Origin of the sequence: Piscinibacter gummiphilus, assembly GCF_032681285.1 — a bacterium.
Taxonomy (GTDB): Bacteria; Pseudomonadota; Gammaproteobacteria; order Burkholderiales; family Burkholderiaceae_C; genus Rhizobacter; species Rhizobacter gummiphilus_A.
In genome coordinates this window covers 1,777,318-1,797,258 of the sequence record NZ_CP136336.1, presented here as the reverse complement: position 1 = coordinate 1,797,258, position 19,941 = coordinate 1,777,318, and the positions used below count along the sequence as shown (strand labels likewise).

The window sequence follows — 19,941 nt, the reverse complement described above, 5'->3', positions numbered from 1 at the left end:
CCTGGTTGGGACCCACACCGGGAGCACGTGCATCGACGATGCCGCGGGTGCTCTTCTCTCGTGCGAATCTGTGGACGTGACTGTGCTGGAGCAGCGTCTTTTCGACATCTGCACGATCACGTTCGGAGCCGTCGCAACAACGCGTACTCGTTTTCCCTTGCCCACCGCGCGGCGGGCACCGAGTGCGCCGAATCAGGCCTGCGCCAACGCAGACTGCGCACCCACCTCACGGCGAGCGATGCTCATCCCGGCCTTGATGGCCGCTTCCTTCGGGTCGCTCAGCAACCAACGATTCACATCGTCGAAGCGCGTGTTCGGCGTGGCGAGAAGACCGAACCACCTGTCCCGCCCATCGCGCTTGGCCATGTAGAGCGCCTGGTCGGCGATCTCCACGATCTTGAGCCAGTTCAGCGCTTCGGGCTCGCGCGGCAGGAACGGAAGACAGGCGAAGCCGACCGAGCAGGTCTTCGTGACCGACACACCCGGCGCCAGCTCGAACGGATGCCCGCCCACCGACACGCGGATGCGCTCGGCGAGCCGCTCCGCCTCTGCCCGGTTCGTGTGCCGGGCCACCACCAGAAACTCTTCGCCGCCCCATCGCACGAGGTAGTCGGACTCGCGGAAGATCTCCTGCAGCCGCCCCCGCATGTCCATCAGCACCTTGTCGCCCGCGGCGTGGCCGTAGGTGTCGTTGAGCGCCTTGAAGTGATCGATGTCGATGAGGAAGAAGGCCATGTCGGCGTCGACCGGCATCGACGCTTCATCGGGCGCCTTCAGCCATTCGTTGTAGCGACGGTGGCACAGGCTGATGTCGGCATCGAGCTGCTGCTCCAGGAAGCGGCGGTTGCGCAGGCCCGTCAGCGGGTCGGTCAGGCTGGCCTCTTCGATGGCGCGGTAGGCCTGCACCAGCGCCTGGTTCTTCTCGCGGAAGTCCGCATGCACGGCGCTGGCCATCAACCAGGCCGTCGCCACCGCCGCACCCAGCGCGAGGGCGAGCGCCGCCGCGATGCGCCGCAGGTTGCTTGCGGCAAGGTCCCGGGCCTCCACCACCGCCTCGCGCGAGAGCGCGCCTTCGTGGCCGATGAGGTCGGCGATCGCCGCATGCAGGCGCTTGAAGGTGCCGTCCATCGTGGTCATGTAGAAGACGGCATTGCCGAGCATGCCGGTCTTGATCTCGAGGGCCTCGGTGGCGCTCTTGCGGTACTTGCCGAACTCCACCGACATGATCTGCAACTGCTGGCGCTCGACGGCATCGAGCCTGTCATCGCGCAGCGTGTCGCCCAGCAGCTTTTCGTAGGCCACCATCTGGCGGACGATGCTGCGATCAAGTTCATCGATGTTGGCGGCCTTGAACCCCGCCCCCTCCCACGCCAGGCTCTGGTTCACCAGGATGTGGATCGAGCGCAGTTGCTGATCGAGTTCCGCCGCGCGGACGATCTTCGGCACCCTCACCTCGCCGAGATCGACCAGCGAGCCGCTCAGGCTGTTGTTGGCCGTGTAGCCAATGAAGCCCACGGCCAACAGGCAGGCGACCGCACACAGCGGCGCCAGAATCACCTTCAGTCGGAACGACGCGTTTCGGATCAAGCCAAGCATCACAACTCCAGGGCGCATCGGAACACTTCCGCCCTCGACGTGATGTCGGCGCACGGCGACGAAAGCTTTAAGCACGGACATGGCGCCTCCGTGATGGTTTGCGCTCTCAAGTCGCACGCGCAGCGGCCGAAAACCCGACGATGAACATCGTGTTGCGCCTGCTGCTGCCCATCCTGCTGCTCGTCTCGGGGTGGCCGGCGCTCGCCGAGGAACGCGGCACGCGCGAAGAAGCCCTCGCCCTCGTCGATGCTGCGGTGGAGCACGCGCGCAAGGTCGGCCCGACCCAGGCGTTTCGTGACTTCTCGGACAAATCCAACCCCGCCTGGCGACGCAAGGACCTCTACGTGTTCGCGTACACGATGGCGGGCGTCAGCGTGAGCCACGGCATCAACGACCGGCTCGTGGGCAAGAACCTGCTCGAGATGCGCGACCCGAACGGCAAGTTCCTCATCCGCAGCCTGCGCGATGTCGCGGCGGCCGGCGGCGGCTGGGTGGAATACGAATGGCCCCACCCGCAGACGAAGAAGGTCGAGCCCAAGGCCTCGTTCGTGCGGCAGCTGCACAACTTCGATGGGTTCGTCGGCGTCGGCGTCTATCGACAAGCACCGAGCACACCATGAAGCCACTCCTGTTTGCCGCGGCCGCGCTGACGGCCACCCTCGCCTGCGGACAGGCCGACGCCGAGCCGCGCCGTGCCACACCGGCACAAGCGGTGGCGATGGTCAAGAAGGCGCTCGCGACCGTTCGCCGCGACGGGCGCGACAAGGCCTACGCCGCGATCACTGACCCACGCGGTGGCTTCGTACGAGACGACCTCTACATCACGGTGTGGGGCCTCGACGGTGTGGTGCGCGCACACGGCGCCAACCCCAACATGGTCGGCAAGACGCTCGGCGACTTGCGAGACATCGACGGCAAGCTCTTCATCCAGGAGCGCTTCCAGCTCGCCAGTGCGAAGGGCAAGTTCTGGCAGGAGTACAAGTACACCCACCCCACGACCGGCAAGATCGAGCCCAAGCGGGTGTACTGCGAGAGCCTGGAAGACACCGTCGTGTGCGGCGGGGTCTACGGGCTGCCGCGCTAGCACGCCGCGGCCCGCTGCCAGCCTAGGTATTGCTGCGGGCCTGCGCATCGCGGAGCCGCGGATGCGCGAACCCCGATGCGCCACGCAGACTCCCGGGCGCATGAATCTGACCGCCACTCCCATTCCGAACACGCCGCGGCCACGCGTCCTGATGGCCGTTCGCGACGACACCCACGCCCACTGGGCCCAGCGCGCGCTGTCGGCGCTCTCGTGCGAGGTCGTCCGCGTCGACGGAACGCAGTGCGCGGTGGACGCCGCCTGCAACGACGACTTCTCGCTCGTGCTGCTGGACTGCCGCGAAGCGGCGCACCAGGGCACGCACACGGCACGCCAGATCCGCGCCCGTGAGGGCACACGCCATCGGCGGCCGGTGCCCATCATCGGCATGGCACAGAGCCACGCGGAAGGTGTGCGCCAAGGGCTGCTCGATTCCGGCATCAACCATGTGCACGTGGGCCCGCTGCAGCTGAAGAGTCTCGCGCTGCTGCTGGTGCGGTGGCGGCGCGCGTGAAGCACGCACGGTGGCCGACGCGCACGCGCGCGACCTCGGGATTCACCTTGCGTAGTCGCACGGTGCCGCGTCTCGCGGCACTTCGGTAGCTGGCAGAGGGCCTGTCATCCAACAATCGTCTCGACGCGATCTTGGAGAAGTTCCCAAGGTTTGAGGGCGCGTCATATAGAGCCTGGCCGCCACAAGGCGGTCATTTGCGCGGGCGCAGTCTGGCCCGCGCGTTTTGTCTTGTCTCGCGTTGAGTCAACAGGCATGCCACCCGACAGTCTCGTCACCGACATCCGCCTCCTCGGCCGCATCCTGGGCGACGTGATCCGCGAGCAGGAGGGCAAGGCGGCGTTCGAGCTCATCGAGCACGTGCGCCGCCTGTCGGTGGCCTACCGCCTCAAGCACGACGCGCAGGCCGGCAAGGCCCTCGACCGCCTGCTCAAGAACCTCTCGGCCGACCAGACCGTGAGCGTCATCCGGGCCTTCAGCTACTTCAGCCACCTGGCCAACATCGCCGAAGACCGCCACCACGTGCGCCGCCGCGAGCACCACGAGCGCGCCGGCCACCTGCAGGAAGGCTCGCTCGCCATGAGCCTGTCGCGCCTGGCCGACGCCGACATCCGCGCCACCGAGATCGCCAGGACCCTCGCGCACGCGCACATCTCCCCCGTGCTCACCGCCCACCCGACCGAAGTGCAGCGCAAGAGCATCCTCGACGCCGAGCGGGCCATCGCCGAACTGGTGAGCCAGCGCGACAAGCTCGCCACCACCCGCGAGCTCGAGCAGAACGAGGCGCTCCTGCGCGCGCGTGTCACCCAGCTGTGGCAGACCCGCATGCTGCGCTACACCAAGCTCACGGTGGCCGACGAGATCGAGAACGCGCTCAGCTACTACCAGAGCACCTTCCTGCGCCAGATCCCGCGCCTGTACCGCGAGCTGGAAGAGGCCCTGCCTGGCCACCCCATCGCACCCTTCTTCCGCATGGGCAACTGGATCGGCGGCGACCGCGACGGCAACCCCAACGTGACGGCCGAGACGCTGCAGATGGCGCTGCGCCGCCAGAGCGAGACGGCACTGCGCTACTACCTGACCGAGGTGCACGAGCTGGGGGCCGAACTGTCGATCTCGGCCCTGCTCTCACCCGTCACGCCCGAGATGCAGGCGCTGGCCGCCGCCTCGCCCGACCAGGGCGCGCACCGCGAGGACGAACCCTATCGGCGTGCCTTGATCGGCATGTACGCCCGCCTGGCGGCCACGCTGCACGAACTCACCGGCACCGAGGCGCTGCGCCACGCGGTGGCGCCGCAGTCGCCGTATGGGAGCAGCGACGAGTTCCTGCAGAACCTGCAGGTGATCGAAGCGTCCTTGCGCTCGCACCATGCGCAGGCCTTGATCGCCCCGCGCCTGAAGCCGCTGATGCGCGCGGTGCAGGTGTTCGGCTTCCACCTGGCGACCGTGGACCTGCGCCAGAGCTCGGACAAGCACGAGGCGGTGGTGGCCGAGCTGCTGCGCGTGGCGCGCCTCGAGGCGGACTACTCCGCCCTCGACGAGGCGGCGCGCCGCGAGCTGCTGGTGCGGCTCTTGAACGACGCCCGGCCGCTGCGCGTGCACGGGGCGGAGTATTCGGAGCACACGCAGGGCGAGGTGGCGATCTTCGAGGCGGCGCTTCGGATGCGCCGGGCCTATGGCCGCGAGGCGCTGCGCCACTACATCATCTCGCACACCGAGGACGTGAGCGACCTGCTGGAGGTGCTGCTGCTGCAGAAGGAGGCAGGCCTCTTGCGCGGCACGCTGGACCAAGATGACAAGGGTGGCGCCACCTGCGACCTCATCGTCTCACCGCTCTTCGAGACCATCGGCGACCTGCGCCGCGCCGGCCCGATCATGCGCGAGTACTACGCGCTGCCGGGCATCGCGCAGATGATGGTGCGCTCGGGCCGCGAGCAGGACGTGATGCTGGGCTACAGCGACAGCAACAAGGACGGGGGGTTTTTCACGAGCAACTGGGAGCTGTACCGGGCGGAGACGGCGCTGGTGAAGCTCTTCGATGAGCTGAAGATGGCGCACGGCATCGTGCTGCGGCTCTTCCACGGTCGCGGGGGCACGGTGGGGCGTGGCGGCGGCCCGAGCTTCCAGGCGATCCTGGCGCAGCCGCCGGGCACGGTGAACGGGCAGATCCGCCTGACCGAGCAGGGGGAGGTGATCAACTCGAAGTACGCGAACCCGGAGATCGGGTTGCGCAACCTGGAGACGCTGGTGGCGGCCACGCTGGAGGCGACGCTGCTGCACCCGACCAAGCCGGCCACCAAGGCCTTCCTGGAGGCGGCCGATGCGATCAGCACGGCGAGCATGGCGGCCTACCGCAAGCTGGTGTACGAGACGCCGGGTTTCACGGATTACTTCTTCGCGGCCACGCCGATCCGCGAGATCGCGGAGCTGAACATCGGCTCGCGCCCGGCCTCGCGCAAGGCGACACGGGCGATCGAGGACCTGCGGGCGATCCCCTGGAGCTTCAGCTGGGGGCAGTGCCGGGTGGCGCTGCCGGGCTGGTGTGGCTTCGGCTCGGCGATCAATGCGTTCCTGGGCTCGAATGCAAAGGAACGCCGGGAGCGGCTGCTGCTGTTGCAGCGCATGCACAAGCAGTGGCCGTTTTTCCGCACGCTGTTGTCGAACCTGGACATGGTGCTGGCGAAGACGGATCTGGCGATCGCGGCGCGCTACGTCGAGTTGGTGGAAGACAGGCGGCTGGGCAAGAAGATCTTCGCGGCGATCGAGGCCGAATGGCGGGCCACCTCGGAGGCGCTCTCGCTCATCACCGGGGAGAAGAAGCGGCTGGCCACGAACCCGTCGCTTGCGCGCTCGATCGAGCATCGCTTCCCGTATCTCGACCCGCTCAATCACCTGCAGGTGGAGCTGATGCGCCGCTATCGGCAGCAGCGCGATGACGACCCGGCCATCGAGCGGGTGAAGCGCGGCATCCACATCTCCATCAACGGGGTGGCGGCGGGGTTGCGGAACTCGGGATAACACGCGCAGAGGCTTCGGGCGGCCTCGCACCGACTACCGAAAGAGTTCGCGCAGCGTGTCTCGCACCTTGCTGACGACAGGCGCCTCGCCACGCCGCGGCGGCAGCAGGTGGAATTCGACCTCCTGCATCGGCGGCAACCCCGACGCGGTGCCCAGCCGGACGAGGCCCGGCCCGATGCTGGACTCGTTCAGGCACGCCACGCCCAGGCCAGCCGCAACGGCCAGTTGAAGCCCCGTGACGCCGGAGGCGGAGTGGGCCAGCCGGTAGGACACACGGTGGCGCTCCAAGGTGCGCACCGTGAGGGCCTGAAGTGCGCAGCCGGCGGGCAGTGCCAGCACGGGCAGCGGTCGCTCGCGGCCGGCATTGCGGTCTGCACCGACCCAGAAGAGCCGCTCACGCCGAAGCAGGGTCGATTCGCCTGCCGAAGCGGGGCGCGTCGGCGCAAGCCGCATCGCCAGCCCGATGTCGAACTCGGGCGACGGCTCGCTCGCATCGATCCATGCGCTCTTGGCGACCATGACGTTGAGTCGCAGGCCGGGATAGTCGACACGCAGACGCTGCAACAGCTGCGTCACCGAGGCGGGGCGGAAATAGTCGGTGAGCGCGAGGCACACCTCCCCTTCGAGCGACTCGCCCGTGAGGTCTCGCACGGCCGCCTCGCTGAGCGCCAGCAGGTCGCGTGCGTGGCGCAGCAGCCTGCGCCCGTGAGCGGTAGGCGTCGCCCCCGTCTTACCTCGGGTCAGCAGGGACTGGCTCAGGCGCTGCTCGAGCTTGCCCATCTGCTCGCTGACGGCAGAGGTCGACAGACAGAGGTGGGGTGCGGCCGCCGAGAGACTGCCGTAGTCGCAGATGGCGACGAAGGTCCGCAACTGATCGATGTCGAGCGCGCGCATGAGGATCGTCCTGCGGTTCCGAAAGATGTCGACGGATTTTCCTGCTTTTCCGGAAGACGTGCGCAAGGCACGATGAAACATCTTTCTCCCAGGAGAGGCACATGCCACTCGTCACGGTCACGATGTTGCGCGGCAAGGACTCGAAGTTCAAGACCTCCGTTCTTGCTGCAGTGCACGATGCGCTCGTGTCTTCGGGCGTCCCCGAAACCGACCGATTCCACCGGATCCTCGAACTCAGCGAAGACGACTTCCGCTTCGACCCGAGCTACCCGGACCTGACAACGCCGCGAGACGGCGACTTCATCCTCATCGAAGTGCTGCTCGCCGTCGAACGTAGCGTGAAGGTGAAGCGAAAGATCGTGGCCGACATCATCGACTCGCTGGAGCGTGACCCCGGCCTGGATACGGAGCGCGTGATGATCTATTTCAAGGAAACGCAGTGGGAGAACTGGGCGTTTGGCGGCGGGCGCTTCCTGCACGTCTGACCCGCGCACCGCTCCTGCATTCCACACACCCGGCCAGTCGGGCACTGTTCCGAAACGCACTCTCAGGAGATGCACCATGAATGATTCACCCACGCGCGTGTTCGTCGTCGACACCAGCCCGCTGATCCGCGACGGCCTCAAGGCACGCCTCGGCTTCATGCCCGGGCTGAGCGTCTCCGGCGAAGCCAACGACCTGAAGGAGGCGATGGACCAGCCGATGGGCGCCACCGACATCGTCCTCGTGGACATCGACAGCGACTGGGGTGTCGAAGACGACCTCGCGGCGTTCGTCGACCACGTCGCGCCGGCGCTGGTGCTCGTGCTCGGATGGGACGCCCCCGCTGCCGACATCCAGCGATCGCTTGCCGCGGGCACCCGCGGCTACATGCTCAAGGACTCCCCGGCGCAGGAGCTGTCGGTCGCGATCTCGACCGTGCGCAGCGGCGGCACGTACTTCGGCCAGGGCGTGGTGTTCCGGAAGTTGCGCGGCGACGAGGTGACGGCAGAGCTCACGGCACGCGAACGCGAAGTCATGGTTTTCGTGGGCCAGGGTCTGCCCAGCAAGACCATAGCCGACCGGCTGAACCTCAGCGTGCGCACGGTCGAGTCGCACCGCACGAACGTGAAGAGAAAGTTGCGACTCAGAAGCAATGGCGAACTGATCAAGTACGCCGTGGAGCGCGCCGCCGGTAGCCGCAAGGTAAAACCAGTACGTGCTGTCGCTGATCTGAGCTGCGTAGTCAGACGGTAGCACCATGTGTCGCCGATCCCGACACTCTGCGCCATTCGCAACTTCGGCCGTGTGTCGCTCGCGGAACTGTCATGGCTGCAAGCATCGTCATCGTGCCCGACATCGGCGGAACCGACCGCCGCCACTGGTTGACGCATTGGAAGTCCAACTATCCCGATCTGATGCGATTCGCGCAGTACGACGCGGCCGATGCCTCCTGCAGGAAGTGGGTGCGAGGAATCGACGACGCCGTGGCAAGCGCGGGGCCGCACACCACCCTGGTGGCGCACGGGCTGGGGTGCCTCGCGGTGGCACATTGGGCCGCTCAAACATCCCGCCCTGTCGAAGCCGCGATGCTGGTGTCGGTTCCTGACCTCAACTCGCGCACCCAGCAGCCCAGACGACTCGCCGGATTCACGCCAGTGCCTCGCAACGTACTTCCGTTTCGAACACTGCTCGTGGCGTCGGAAGAAGACGGCGACTATGAGCATGCCCTGGGGTACGCCGAGGACTGGGACGCGACGATGGTGGTCGTGGGCAGCATCTCGCACAGCACCACGCCCAAGTGCAGGCAGACCTGGGACGAAGGCCTCAACCTGCTGTGGAACCTCGCGGCCCCGGCACTAACGCAATAGGTACGTCGGCTCGGCCTCACATCCAAACCGTGTGCAATTCACGCCCAGGGCCACAAGCAGCCCCGTACTTCTACTGAATTTCGCAATCGGTCGGTCAAGCGTACTGTTGGACCGCCGATATGGGAAATGTTGTCGCTCGTACTTACTAAGGAGATGGATATGAACAGCAAGCGTTTCTTCTGCGCCGCCATGGTGGCAGTCGGGTTCATGGTGTCGGGCGTGCAAGCACAGACCTCCGGGACCAAGGACGAGGCCAAGGCCATGGTCGACGCGGCGGTCGATCACGTGAAGAAGGTCGGCCCCGAAAAGGCCTTCAAGGACTTCACCTCCGACCCCACGTGGAAGAAGAAGGACCTGTACGTGATGGCCTACGACAACAAGGGCACCGTGGTCGGCCATGGCGCCAACGAGAAGCTCATCGGCAAGAACCTGATCGAGATGAAGGACCCGAACGGCGTGATGGTGGTGGCGGAGCTGACGAAGATGGCCACGACCAAGGGCGAAGGCTGGGTCGACTACTCCTGGCCGCACCCGCAGACCAAGAAGCTCGAAGACAAGTCGACCTACGTGCGCAAGCTCTCCAACTTCGATGGATGGGTGGGCGTCGGCACCTACCGCTGACCGCCTGAACCCTCTTCGACTCCTGCGGTGCCGACATGAAACTGCTGAGAAACGCAAGCATCGGGACCAAGGTGGCGGTGGCGCCGGTCTTTGCGATCCTGTGCCTGATCGTCGTCGCTGCAGTGAGTCTGTGGGGAAGCCTGAGCGGCTCCAGAACGCTGCGCGACATCAACCAGTCGCGCATTCCCGGCCTGTCGATCGCCGGTGACGTCGAGAAGCGCATCTCGAGCCTCAACGCGAAGGTCAACCAGAGTCTGGTGTGGGAGGGTGCGGGCGTCAAAGCCGCGACCATCGCCACGCTGGACAAGCAGATCGCACAGGACTTCGTCGACCTCGGCGGCCTCATCGACGCGCAGCAGTCGAGCGCGGTGTGGTCGTCGCGTGACAAGGACACCTGGAAGAACATCGCCGCGGAGTACGCCAAGTACCGCAAGAGCGCAGCAGACACGCTCGACATCAAATCGACGGGGCTCGGGGCCGCGTCGGGCTTCATCACCATCTCCGAATCGAGCTACGGAAGATTGCACGCGCACATCGGCGAACTCGTGCAGGAGCAGCGCAGCCTGGTGAAGACCGTGGTCGACGAGGCCGAGACCCTGGCGATCCGCCACCAGGCCGTGACGATCATCACCCTGCTGGTCGCCGTGGCGCTCTCTGCACTGGCCACCTGGTGGTGCTGGCGGCTCATCGTGGGCCCCTTGCTCCAGGCAGCAGGCATCGCCTCGGCCGTGGCGCGTGGCCAGCTCGAGACACCGCGTGTCGACCCGGCAAGCGATGAGACCGGCCGCCTGCTGCTGGCCTTGTGCGAGGTCACGCAATCGCTCGGCGTGATCGTCCGCGACATCAACTCGGCGGCGGCAGACATCGACTCGGTGTCGGACGAGATCGCGACGGGCAACCGCAATCTCGCCTCGCGCACCGAGCAGGCCGGATCGGCCCTCGCGCAGACCGCGGCATCGATCGAGCAGATCACCGCCTCGGTGCAGATGAGCGCAGCCAATGCGAAAGAGGCGGACACCCTGGCGCAAGAGGCGTCCGGCTATGCGCGCAGCGGCGGCGGGATCGTCGAGGAAGCCGTCGCCAGCATGGAAGGGATCAGCGCCCAGTCGCGCCAGATCAGCGAGATCGTCGGCGTGATCGACAGCATCGCTTTCCAGACGAACATCCTGGCGCTCAATGCGTCGGTCGAGGCCGCACGGGCCGGCGATCTCGGGCGAGGCTTCGCCGTGGTGGCCGACGAGGTGCGCACGCTCGCGCAACGCAGCGCGAAAGCAGCCAAGGAGATCCGCGAACTTATCACCAGCTCGGTGGCCCAGATCGGCGCAGGGGCCGAGAAGGTGCGCACGGCGGGCGGTGCCATGGGCCGGATCGTCCACTCGATCGAACGCGTGTCGGTGGTGGTCAAGGAGATCTCCTCGGCGAGCGCCGAGCAGGCCGCGGGGATCGAACTGATCAGCACCGCCATCAGCGAACTCGACCACGCGACCCAGCAGAACGGGGTGATGGTCCAGGCCGCAAGCCATGCGGCCGACTCGCTCAAGACCCAGAGCCGCCGGCTGCTGACCGCCGTCTCCGCTTTCCACGTCGAGGGCGCAGCGACCCCTGCCCTTGCGGCGAGTGAACGCGCGGGCACGACCCCGCACGACATGCAAGTGGCCCAAGAGGACCGGGTCAGCGCCTGAACGCCCACGCGTCAGGCCAAGCGCAAGGGCGACCCCGCGGTTGACGCGAACACGAGGATGCACTGTGAAGCAGATGATGCCTCTCAAGACGAAGATCGTCCTGCTCGCCGTCATCCCGTTGATCGCGACGATCCTGCTCATCGCGCTCACCGTCCGCCATCAGGAACGGGAGCTCGCGCAACGGCAGCGCAGCCTGGTCGAGCAGGCTTACATGCAGACCAAGCAGAACGAGCTACGCCACTACGTCGAGCTCGCGCTCAGCACGATCCAGCCCTTGTATGAGTCGGGCCGCAATGACGAAGAGGTCAAGCAGGAAGCCATGCGGCTGCTGGCCGCCATGGACTATGGCAAGGACGGCTACTTCTTTCTGTATGACGTGCGGGGCATCAGTCTCATGCACGCTCGCCAGCGCGAGCTGATCGGCAAGAACCTGTGGCAGCTCCGAGACCCGAACGGGCTGCTGGTCATCCAGGAGCTGATCGCCAAGTCGAAGAGCGGCGGCGGCTTCGTGCGCTACATGTGGGAGAAGCCGTCCTCGAAGCAGGTGGCGCCCAAGCTCGGCTACGTGGTCGGCCTGGAGCGCTGGGAGTGGATGTTCGGCACCGGCCTCTATCTCGACGACATCGAAGGCACCTTGGCCGAGATCGACCGCCAGGTGACCAACTCGGTGGCGGAGACCCTGTTGCTGATCACCGGCATCGCCTTGCTGGGTGTGGCGGTGATCGGCATCTGCGGAATGATCCTGAACCTCAGCGAACACAAGATCGCCTACGGCAAGCTGCGCCTGCTGACGCACCAGGTCGTCCAGTCGCAGGAAGACGAGCGGGCCCACCTGTCCCGCGAGTTGCACGACGGGACCAGCCAGACCCTCGTGTCGGTGAAGCTGCTCGTCGAATCGGGCATCGACCAGCTCGAGGCCGAGGGCACCACGCCGCCACGGCCATTCTCGAAGGCGGTCGGGCGGCTCAACGACGCGCTGAACGAAGTTCGCCGCATCTCGCACCGGCTGCGCCCGCCGATGCTCGACACCCTGGGCGTGGTGGCGGCGTTGCGCCACCTCGTCGACGAGTTCAACCACCTCGGGGGCATGGCGTGCTCGATGGTGGTGGAAGGTGAGCCGTTCGAGCTGCCGGTCGACGCGAAGACGGTGCTCTTCCGCGTGGCGCAGGAGGCCATGACCAACGCGAGCAAGCACGCGTTTGCCACGCACCTGGAAGTCCTCCTGGAGTTTTCCGACGGGGGCGTGCGCCTGTCGATACGCGACGACGGAACCGGCTTCGACACCAATGCGGTCCAGCAGCATCCGAGCAACGGCATCGGTCTGCGCAACATGCGTGAACGGCTTCAGTCCGTCGGTGGGCAATGCGACATCTCATCGAGGCCGGGTTTCACCGTCGTCGATGCGCGCATGCCGCTGGAGGTGCTGGATCGAATGAGAGAAACCGTGGAGACATACTGAGAATGAACACCCCGCTGATCAGGCTGTGCATCGTCGACGACCACCCGCTGGTGCGCGAAGGCCTGAAGGCACGGCTATCGACCGTCGCCGAGTTCGAAGTCGTTGCCGAAGCCGAAGACGCCGAAGCCACCCTGGCGATGCTGGCCGCAGACCAACCCGACATCGTGCTGATGGACATCGGCATGAAGGCGGTGAACGGAATCGAGCTCACCAGGATCGTTTCGCAACGCCATCCCGATGTGTCGGTGCTCATCCTGAGCATGTACGACAACCCGGAGTACGTGGCGCAGGCCATGCAAGCCGGCGCGCGCGGCTACGTGCTCAAGGACTCGCCGTCGGCGCAGATCGTGAGTGCCATCCAGTCGGTGGCGGCGGGCGGCACTTTCTTCAGCCCATCGATCGCGAACGGCCTCTTCTCACCGAAGAGCCCCGAGCGTTGCCTGTCGATGCGCGAGCAGGAGATCCTCTCGCTGCTGGCGCGCGGGCTGTCGAGCAAGCACATCGCCAAGCAGCTCGACATCAGCGTGCGCACCGTCGAATCGCATCGGCAAAGCATCAAGCGCAAGCTCAACATCGATGGGCAGGCGGAGCTGATCAAGTTCGCCGTCGAGCGATTTCGCCTGTGACGTCGATCTGTAACGGTTGCTCGAAGCGAGAAGTAGTCCACGCGGCCGAGGCCGGTTTGCGTGGTCCTACGGAGCGGCTCTGCGTGCTCCCGCAGTGGTGAAGAAATGACCTGTTACTGATACTGAATCTCAGAGTCGCGCGAGTCCCCTCGAACGGCTCCAGAGCCGCACAAGCGGCCAGGTGGAGAAAGTGTCAAGCGAGGTTCCCGAGAGGACCGAGTTGCAGTTCATGTACTACCAGACGGAGACAAGCATGCATTCCCACATCCGATACTTGGCTGCGGTGGCGCTTTGCGCCATGAGCAGTTGGGCTGCGGCCCAGACCGTGCGCATCGGCTTCATCGCGCCGCTCACCGGCGGGTCGAGCGACTTCGGCAACAGCGCGCGCTTCGGCGCCGAGCTGGCGGTGAACGAGATCAACGAGGTTGGCGGCTACATGGGCCGCAAGTTCGAGCTGGTCGCACGCGACGACATGGGCGACCCGGAAGCGGGTTTCAAGGTGTCGCAGGAGCTGGTTCACAAGGAGAAGGTCGATTTCACCGTCGGCTTCTGCAACACCGGCGTGGCCATGCGCTCGCTGGAGGTCTTCCAGAGCGCCAAGCACGTGCTGATGGTGCCGTGCTCGCAGGGCACTGCCGTCACCACCAAGTACCCGGCGCGAGACAGCTACATCTTCCGCGTGGCGCCGCCCGATCACACCAATGCGAAGTTCCTGGTGAGCGAAGTCGTCGACCGCCGCCAGTGGACGCGGGTGGCGATCTTTGCCGACCGCACTGGCTACGGCGACGGCGGGCTTCGCGACCTGAAAGCCGAGCTGGCCAAGCGCAAGCTGGAGCCCGTCTACGTGGCGAGGTTTCCGCTCGGCGTGAAGAGCCTCGTCGAGGAAATGCGTGCTGCCAAGGCGGCTCGAGCCGACGCCATCATCTCCTACGCGGTGGGCCCCGAGCAGGCCGTCGCGGTGAAGAGCCGCCAGGAAGCCGGCCACAACATCCCGTACTTCGCGCCCTGGCCGCTGTCGTTCCGCAGCGTGCTCGAGAACGCCGGAGCCGGTGCACTCGAGGGCACGATGATGGTCCAGACCATCATTCACAACACCCTCAACGAGCATCGTGCCTCCTTCATCGCCCGCTACTACAAGCACTCCAGCGAAACCCGCATCGGCTCGCTGATGGCCGCCGCCCAAAGCTACGACGCCGTCAACCTCATGCTCAGGGCGATGTTCATCACCAAGGGCGACACCGACGGTGCAAAACTCAAGGCGGCGCTCGGCCGGCTCGGGCGACCCTACAAGGGCGTGGTGACGACCTACAACCGGCCGTTCACGGACGACGACCATGAAGCCTTCACCGAGAACATGCTGTTCCTCGGCGTCTGGAAGAAGGGCCAGATCGAATTCTTCTACCCGGAAGACGCCAAGCGGGCCGGCTTCATCCGCCGCAAGAAGGACGCTTGAGCAACGCAGTGCCTCCGCATTGCCACGCACGACCACCTGAGCGCTTCCGCGGATGCCGCGGGGCGGCAAGCTCCACAGAATCGCGGGCCGTGACGCAAGCGCATGCATGAAGCAAGGCCCTGTTCGACTCGTCGTCGCCGACAGGCATCCGGTGATCCGCGAAGGCGTCGCGGCGTGCCTGTCGCCTCACTGGAACATCGAGCTCGTCGGAATGGCCGACGACGCGGGGGCTCTCGACAGGCAACTGCAAGCGCTTCACCCCGACGTGGTTCTGCTCGATGTGCTGGTCGGTGTGGGCAACCGCGTGGCCTACGTGCAAGACCTCGCGACCCGGCATCCACGGGTCGCGCTGCTGATGTTCATTGCCTTTGCCGACATGGAGCTCGTCCACGAGCTGCTGATGGCCGGCGTGCGCGGGTGTGTGTTGAAGCAGGACTCAGCGCACGAACTCTTCAGCGCCGTGATGCTGGCCAGCCGCGGCAGCATCTTCCTCAGCAAGGCGCTCCGTGCGCGGTCGCCGGTGGCGCCCGCTGCCAAGCCCTGCCTGACGTTTCGGCAGAGCCAGGTCCTCACTGCCCTCGCGTTGGGTTGGTCCAGCAAGCGGATCTCGGTCATGTTGCGCATCAGCAATCGAACCGTCGAGAAGCACTACGAAGACCTGCGCAAGAGGCTGCGCATCGCGAGCCGCGGCGAGCTGATCAAGTTCGCGGTGGAGAACCTGCATTGGCCGCGGGTCGGCGGCTCGTTCCGAGACGCCTACGGACTGCATGAATGCGGCACGGGCGCGTCGAATGCCGTTACGCCGCCCGTGCTTCGATGAACTCGACGGCTTCGCCATCGGCCGGAATGATGAGCCTGTGGCCCACGCCTGCCGCGTCGGCCGCAGCGCGCAGTGCCGAGCGCGTGGCGGGGCAATGGGTGAGCGCCTCGAGGTGGTTGGCCACCGTCGTGCCGCGCCACAAGCCGACGAACTCGACCACGTCGGCCACGCCCATGATGACCTCGTGACCGACGTCGAACTTCGCACCGCCCGCCGGCACCAGGGCGACTGCGGGCTGGAACTTCTCGACGAAGTGCCTCACCTCGTCGGTGAGGATGGTGTCTCCGGCAATGTAAAGCGAAGGCTCGCCCGGGAATTCGATGAAGTACCCGACGCCGTGCTCCATCAGGCGGCCGATCACGCCCGTGCCATGCGTGCACCTCACGGTGCGGATCGTGCCGCCGAGAAAAGGCTGCGCCTCGCCGGGTGCGACATCGCGCAAGGGCTGGACGTTGAGCCCACGCTGGCGAAGATGGGCCGTGTCGTGCGGCGTGCAGATGACGGGCACGTTGCGCTTGCGCAGCCAGCTCTTGCCTGCCCGGTCGAGATGGTCGAAGTGGCCTTTCTGACAGTGCGTGATGAGGCAATGCGTCACGGCGGCGAGCGCCGCTTCCGCATTCACCGGCAGCTCGACCACCGGGTTGCGCTCCCTTCGTCCGAAAAGCTTCAGCGGTGGCAGTGCACCCATGGGGGCCAGCATCGGGTCGATCAGGATGTGGTGGCCGCCGAGTTGAATGATGGCGCTTGCATTGCGCAGTTGGGTGATCTTCATGGCTTCTCCTTTAGCGACGCCATGGTGACGCGAGCCGCCCGTTCATAGAATGGCGAGGCCCGACACAACGCGATCAAAATCTGCCATGCCATCGGGTCGTCGCCCCATCAGAGTCGGTCTGGTTCTCTACCCAGGCTGCACGCCCGCAGGGCTCTTTGCCTTTGCCGACCTTCTGCACAGCGCCAATCGGCTGGCCGGCCAGCCAGTCTTCGAAACGGCTTTCATCGCCGCTCAAGCAGGGCCGGTCGAGTGCACGCACGGGCAGGTGCTCAAGGCCACGCACGCGATCCCCGATGCGCGGGTCGACGCACTGCTCGTTCCCGGCTTCCTGGCCGAATCGAGCACCCAGGTGCGAGAGGTCGCGAAGCAAAACCAGACGCTCATCCGCACGCTGCGTGAGATGCCAAGGTCCGTCGGCGCATGGAGCTACTGCACCGGAGTCGCGTTCGTCGCGGCCGCTCGGCGCCTGAACGGCTCAAGCGCCACCGTGACCTGGTGGCTCGCAGAAGCAATGCGCCGCGACTTTGCCGACGTGCAATGGCAGACCGAACGCACCTGCGTCTGGAGCCGCAGCGCGGCCACGGCGGCCGGCGCCAACGGCTACCTCGAGATCGCGCAACACCTCATCGAGGAAGAGCTGAGCCCCGACGCCTACGGCAACCTCAAGAAGCTGCTGGTGCTGCCGCGCCCCGAGCGCTCGCACGATGTGTTCAGGGTACTCAATCTGATGGAGCGCTCGGACCCGCTGATCCGAAGCCTGTACGCCACGGTTCACGCCCTCTCCGCCACGGAGCTGACGGTGGCCAGGCTCGCCGAAGCGCTGAACACCACGGAGCGGACCCTCGCCCGCAAGACGAAGGCCCTGACCGGCGTCTCGGTGGCGAGCCATGTGCGAACGATCAAGCTTCATCAGGTGAGCGAACGCCTGGTGCACACGAAAGCGCCTGCCTCGTCGATCTCGGGTGAACTCGGGTTCAGCAGCGAGTCGGCGATGAGCCGCATGTTCAAGGAGCTGACGGGCCTCACGCCCGCGCAGTACCGGCAGACCTTCAGCAAGCTCGGCGCAAGCTGAGACGCTTCCACGTCTCCACCACCGAGTCCGGGTTCAGAGAGATCGACCCAATGCCCTCAGCCGCGAGCCAGTCGGCGAAGTCCGCATGGTCGCTGGGCCCCTGGCCGCAGATGCCCACGTACTTGCCCACCGCGCGGCACGCCGTGATGGCCCGCGAGATCAGCGCCTTCACGGCCGGGTCGCGCTCGTCGAAGTCGGCCGCCAGGATCTCCATGCCCGAGTCGCGGTCCAGGCCGAGGGTCAGCTGGGTCAGGTCGTTCGAGCCGATCGACATGCCGTCGAAGAATTCGAGGAACTGGTCGGCCAGCACGGCGTTGCTCGGGATCTCGCACATCATGATGATGCGCAGGCCCTCGTGCCCGCGCTTCAGGCCCTTCTCGGCCAGCATCTCGGTCACGCGCTTGGCCTGGCCGAGCGTTCTGACGAAGGGCACCATGATCTCGACATTGGTCAGGCCCATGTCGTTGCGCACACGTTTCAGGGCCTCGCACTCCATCGAGAAGGCGTCGCCGAACCCGTCGCTCACGTAGCGCGAGGCGCCGCGGAAGCCGAGCATGGGGTTTTCTTCTTCGGGCTCGTAGCGGCTGCCGCCGATGAGCTTCCTGTACTCGTTGGACTTGAAGTCGGACAGGCGCACGATCACCGGCTTGGGCCAGAAGGCGGCCGCGATGGTGGCCACGCCTTCGGTGAGCTTGTCGACGTAGAAGGCGCGCGGCGAGGCGTGGCCACGGGCCACCGACTCGACCGCCTTCTTGAGGTCGATGTCGATGTTGGGGTAGTCGAGGATGGCCTTGGGGTGCACGCCGATGTTGTTGTTGATGATGAACTCGAGGCGGGCGAGGCCGACGCCGGAGTTGGGCATCTGGGCGAAGTCGAAGGCGAGCTGGGGGTTGCCCACGTTCATCATGATCTTGATGGGGCAGTACGGCAGCTCGCCGCGGTCGACCTCGGTGATCTCGGTCTCGAGCAGGCCGTCGTAGATGTAGCCGGTGTCGCCCTCGGAGCAGGCGACCGTGACGAGGGCGCCGTCTTTGAGGGTGTCGGTGGCGTCGCCGCAGCCCACCACGGCGGGGATGCCGAGTTCGCGGGCGATGATGGCGGCGTGGCAGGTGCGCCCGCCGCGGTTGGTGACGATGGCACTCGCCCGCTTCATCACCGGCTCCCAGTTGGGGTCGGTCATGTCGGTGACGAGCACGTCACCGGGCTGCACGCTGTCCATCTCGGCCAGGCTGTGCACGATGCGCACGGGGCCGGTGCCGATCTTCTGGCCGATGGCGCGGCCTTCGGCGAGCACGGTGCCGGTGCCTTTGAGCTTGTAGCGCTGCTCGGCCTTGCCTTCTTGCTGGCTCTTCACCGTCTCGGGGCGGGCCTGCAGGATGTAGAGCTGGCCGTCGCTGCCATCCTTGCCCCATTCGATGTCCATCGGGCGGCCGTAGTGCTGCTCGATGATGAGGGCGTATTGGGCGAGTTCGGTGACGTCGGTGTCGGTCAAGGAGTAGCGGTTGCGCTGCTCGGTGGCGGTGTCCACCGTCTTGACGAGCTTGCCGGAGGCCTTCTTCTCCTCGGGGCTGGCGAACTCCATCTTGATGAGCTTGGAGCCGAGGTTGCGCCGGATGATGGCCTGCTTGCCGTTCTTGAGCGCGGGCTTGTGGACGTAGAACTCGTCGGGGTTGACGGCGCCTTGCACCACGGTTTCGCCGAGGCCGTAGCTGGAGGTGATGAAGACGACGTCCTTGAAGCCGCTTTCGGTGTCGATGGTGAACATGACGCCGGCCGCCCCCAGGTCGGAGCGGACCATGCGCTGCACGCCGGCGGAGAGGGCCACGTCGGTGTGGGCGAAGCCCTTGTGGACGCGGTAGCTGATGGCGCGGTCGTTGTAGAGGCTGGCGAAGACCTCTTTCATCTTGTGCAGCACGTCGTCGATGCCGACGACGTTGAGGAAGGTCTCCTGCTGGCCGGCGAAGCTGGCGTCGGGCAGGTCTTCGGCGGTGGCCGAGGAGCGCACGGCGAAGGACGCCCCCGGGTTGCCGGCGGTGAGCTTGGCGAACTCGGTGGTGATGGCGTCTTGCAGGTCGGCCGGGAACGGGGTGTCTTCGACCCAGCGGCGGATCTCGGCGCCGGCTTCGGCGAGCGCGCGTACGTCTTCGGTGTTGAGGGTGGCCAGGCGCTGGCTGATGCGCTCGGCCAGGCCGTTGTGCGCCAGGAAGCGCCGGAAGGCGTGGGCCGTGGTGGCAAAGCCGCCGGGCACCCGCACGCCCGAGGCCGCCAGCTGGCTGATCATCTCGCCGAGGGAGGCGTTCTTGCCGCCAACCGACTCGACGTCGGTCATCCTCAGGAACTCGAGCGGAACGACGAGGGCGGAAGAAATGGGCGGGCGCGACGTTGAGAAGTCCATGCGAAATCGTATGTGACATCTCGCGGCGGCGCGACGTGGATACCTCGTGCGTAGTGCCACTAGCCGGAGTTCCGTATCTCTACATCGGCGC

18 protein-coding genes are annotated in these 19,941 nt (G+C 66.2%); 14 read left to right on the top strand and 4 right to left on the bottom strand.

The features are described from left to right. Positions 1–192: 192 nt before the first annotated feature. Complete coding sequence (locus tag RXV79_RS08595) at positions 193–1,596, bottom strand: GGDEF domain-containing protein (protein WP_316703010.1); 1,404 nt, start codon at positions 1,594–1,596, stop codon at positions 193–195. A 140-nt stretch (positions 1,597–1,736) separates the two neighbouring features. Here RXV79_RS08595 and RXV79_RS08590 point away from each other — a divergent pair, with 140 nt between their 5' ends. The 4 genes from RXV79_RS08590 (at position 1,737) to ppc (ending at position 6,206) form a co-directional block, all read left to right on the top strand. Continuing rightward, a complete protein-coding gene (locus RXV79_RS08590; protein ID WP_316703009.1) occupies positions 1,737–2,216 on the top strand; it encodes a cache domain-containing protein in 480 nt (159 codons plus the stop codon). Continuing rightward, the gene (locus RXV79_RS08585; RefSeq protein ID WP_316703007.1) at positions 2,213–2,680 is read left to right on the top strand and encodes a cache domain-containing protein; all 468 of its coding nucleotides are present in this window, start codon (positions 2,213–2,215) and stop codon (positions 2,678–2,680) included. The genes RXV79_RS08590 and RXV79_RS08585 overlap by 4 nt, the downstream gene beginning before the upstream one ends. 100 nt (positions 2,681–2,780) lie before the next feature. Then, complete coding sequence (locus RXV79_RS08580) at positions 2,781–3,191, top strand: response regulator (protein WP_316703006.1); 411 nt, start codon at positions 2,781–2,783, stop codon at positions 3,189–3,191. 252 nt (positions 3,192–3,443) lie between these two features. After that, a complete protein-coding gene (gene ppc / locus RXV79_RS08575; RefSeq protein ID WP_316703004.1) occupies positions 3,444–6,206 on the top strand; it encodes a phosphoenolpyruvate carboxylase in 2,763 nt (920 codons plus the stop codon). 33 nt (positions 6,207–6,239) lie between these two features. Here the strand turns inward: ppc and RXV79_RS08570 are convergent, their stop codons facing one another. Continuing rightward, entirely contained in the window at positions 6,240–7,100 is an 861-nt protein-coding gene (locus RXV79_RS08570; RefSeq protein ID WP_316703003.1) for a LysR family transcriptional regulator, read from the bottom strand. A 101-nt stretch (positions 7,101–7,201) separates the two neighbouring features. On the opposite strand from RXV79_RS08570, the gene RXV79_RS08565 reads away from it, so the two are divergent. From RXV79_RS08565 to RXV79_RS08525, 9 genes are all read left to right on the top strand, one after another. Next, positions 7,202–7,585 (top strand): tautomerase family protein, encoded by a 384-nt coding sequence (locus tag RXV79_RS08565; protein ID WP_316703002.1) that lies wholly within the window; start codon positions 7,202–7,204, stop codon positions 7,583–7,585. Positions 7,586–7,661: 76 nt separating this feature from the next. Next, positions 7,662–8,336, top strand: coding sequence for a response regulator transcription factor (locus RXV79_RS08560; protein WP_316703001.1), 675 nt, complete (start codon positions 7,662–7,664; stop codon positions 8,334–8,336). Between the two features lie 71 nt (positions 8,337–8,407). Beyond that, positions 8,408–8,950 (top strand): RBBP9/YdeN family alpha/beta hydrolase, encoded by a 543-nt coding sequence (locus RXV79_RS08555; protein WP_316703000.1) that lies wholly within the window; start codon positions 8,408–8,410, stop codon positions 8,948–8,950. Between the two features lie 159 nt (positions 8,951–9,109). After that, the gene (locus RXV79_RS08550) at positions 9,110–9,571 is read left to right on the top strand and encodes a cache domain-containing protein (RefSeq protein ID WP_316702999.1); all 462 of its coding nucleotides are present in this window, start codon (positions 9,110–9,112) and stop codon (positions 9,569–9,571) included. Between the two features lie 35 nt (positions 9,572–9,606). After that, the gene (locus RXV79_RS08545; protein ID WP_316702998.1) at positions 9,607–11,253 is read left to right on the top strand and encodes a methyl-accepting chemotaxis protein; all 1,647 of its coding nucleotides are present in this window, start codon (positions 9,607–9,609) and stop codon (positions 11,251–11,253) included. 73 nt (positions 11,254–11,326) lie between these two features. Further along, positions 11,327–12,712 carry a cache domain-containing protein gene (locus tag RXV79_RS08540; protein ID WP_316702997.1) on the top strand — a complete coding sequence of 462 codons (1,386 nt, stop codon included), beginning with the start codon at positions 11,327–11,329 and terminating at the stop codon, positions 12,710–12,712. 2 nt (positions 12,713–12,714) lie between these two features. Then, positions 12,715–13,338 carry a response regulator transcription factor gene (locus RXV79_RS08535; RefSeq protein ID WP_316702996.1) on the top strand — a complete coding sequence of 208 codons (624 nt, stop codon included), beginning with the start codon at positions 12,715–12,717 and terminating at the stop codon, positions 13,336–13,338. Positions 13,339–13,591: 253 nt separating this feature from the next. Then, on the top strand, positions 13,592–14,791 hold the full coding sequence (locus tag RXV79_RS08530) for an ABC transporter substrate-binding protein (protein ID WP_316702995.1): 1,200 nt from the start codon (positions 13,592–13,594) through the stop codon (positions 14,789–14,791). A gap of 52 nt (positions 14,792–14,843) precedes the next feature. Then, the gene (locus RXV79_RS08525; protein WP_316702994.1) at positions 14,844–15,611 is read left to right on the top strand and encodes a LuxR C-terminal-related transcriptional regulator; all 768 of its coding nucleotides are present in this window, start codon (positions 14,844–14,846) and stop codon (positions 15,609–15,611) included. Here the strand turns inward: RXV79_RS08525 and RXV79_RS08520 are convergent. Further along, the gene (locus tag RXV79_RS08520) at positions 15,589–16,383 is read right to left on the bottom strand and encodes an MBL fold metallo-hydrolase (protein ID WP_316702993.1); all 795 of its coding nucleotides are present in this window, start codon (positions 16,381–16,383) and stop codon (positions 15,589–15,591) included. The genes RXV79_RS08525 and RXV79_RS08520 overlap by 23 nt on opposite strands. Before the next feature lie 85 nt (positions 16,384–16,468). Here RXV79_RS08520 and RXV79_RS08515 point away from each other — a divergent pair, with 85 nt between their 5' ends. Further along, positions 16,469–17,455 (top strand): GlxA family transcriptional regulator, encoded by a 987-nt coding sequence (locus RXV79_RS08515; protein WP_316702992.1) that lies wholly within the window; start codon positions 16,469–16,471, stop codon positions 17,453–17,455. On the opposite strand, the gene ppsA is transcribed toward RXV79_RS08515, so the two are convergent. Further along, the gene (ppsA, locus tag RXV79_RS08510) at positions 17,433–19,850 is read right to left on the bottom strand and encodes a phosphoenolpyruvate synthase (protein WP_316702991.1); all 2,418 of its coding nucleotides are present in this window, start codon (positions 19,848–19,850) and stop codon (positions 17,433–17,435) included. The two genes, RXV79_RS08515 and ppsA, sit on opposite strands and share 23 nt — an antisense overlap. Between the last annotated feature and the right edge of the window lie 91 nt (positions 19,851–19,941).

Excerpts from the sequence above, each read along its gene's own strand:
- RXV79_RS08560 (WP_316703001.1), top strand. The coding sequence starts at position 7,662 with ATGAATGATTCACCCACGCGCGTGTTCGTCGTCGACACCAGCCCGCTG.
- RXV79_RS08530 (WP_316702995.1), top strand. The coding sequence starts at position 13,592 with ATGCATTCCCACATCCGATACTTGGCTGCGGTGGCGCTTTGCGCCATG.
- RXV79_RS08570 (WP_316703003.1), bottom strand. The coding sequence starts at position 7,100 with ATGCGCGCGCTCGACATCGATCAGTTGCGGACCTTCGTCGCCATCTGC.
- RXV79_RS08540 (WP_316702997.1), top strand. The coding sequence starts at position 11,327 with ATGATGCCTCTCAAGACGAAGATCGTCCTGCTCGCCGTCATCCCGTTG.
- RXV79_RS08590 (WP_316703009.1), top strand. The coding sequence starts at position 1,737 with ATGAACATCGTGTTGCGCCTGCTGCTGCCCATCCTGCTGCTCGTCTCG.
- RXV79_RS08580 (WP_316703006.1), top strand. The coding sequence starts at position 2,781 with ATGAATCTGACCGCCACTCCCATTCCGAACACGCCGCGGCCACGCGTC.
- RXV79_RS08585 (WP_316703007.1), top strand. The coding sequence starts at position 2,213 with ATGAAGCCACTCCTGTTTGCCGCGGCCGCGCTGACGGCCACCCTCGCC.
- RXV79_RS08535 (WP_316702996.1), top strand. The coding sequence starts at position 12,715 with ATGAACACCCCGCTGATCAGGCTGTGCATCGTCGACGACCACCCGCTG.
- RXV79_RS08550 (WP_316702999.1), top strand. The coding sequence starts at position 9,110 with ATGAACAGCAAGCGTTTCTTCTGCGCCGCCATGGTGGCAGTCGGGTTC.
- ppc (WP_316703004.1), top strand. The coding sequence starts at position 3,444 with ATGCCACCCGACAGTCTCGTCACCGACATCCGCCTCCTCGGCCGCATC.
- ppsA (WP_316702991.1), bottom strand. The coding sequence starts at position 19,850 with ATGGACTTCTCAACGTCGCGCCCGCCCATTTCTTCCGCCCTCGTCGTT.
- RXV79_RS08545 (WP_316702998.1), top strand. The coding sequence starts at position 9,607 with ATGAAACTGCTGAGAAACGCAAGCATCGGGACCAAGGTGGCGGTGGCG.
- RXV79_RS08520 (WP_316702993.1), bottom strand. The coding sequence starts at position 16,383 with ATGAAGATCACCCAACTGCGCAATGCAAGCGCCATCATTCAACTCGGC.
- RXV79_RS08515 (WP_316702992.1), top strand. The coding sequence starts at position 16,469 with ATGCCATCGGGTCGTCGCCCCATCAGAGTCGGTCTGGTTCTCTACCCA.
- RXV79_RS08595 (WP_316703010.1), bottom strand. The coding sequence starts at position 1,596 with ATGCTTGGCTTGATCCGAAACGCGTCGTTCCGACTGAAGGTGATTCTG.
- RXV79_RS08565 (WP_316703002.1), top strand. The coding sequence starts at position 7,202 with ATGCCACTCGTCACGGTCACGATGTTGCGCGGCAAGGACTCGAAGTTC.
- RXV79_RS08525 (WP_316702994.1), top strand. The coding sequence starts at position 14,844 with ATGCCGCGGGGCGGCAAGCTCCACAGAATCGCGGGCCGTGACGCAAGC.
- RXV79_RS08555 (WP_316703000.1), top strand. The coding sequence starts at position 8,408 with ATGGCTGCAAGCATCGTCATCGTGCCCGACATCGGCGGAACCGACCGC.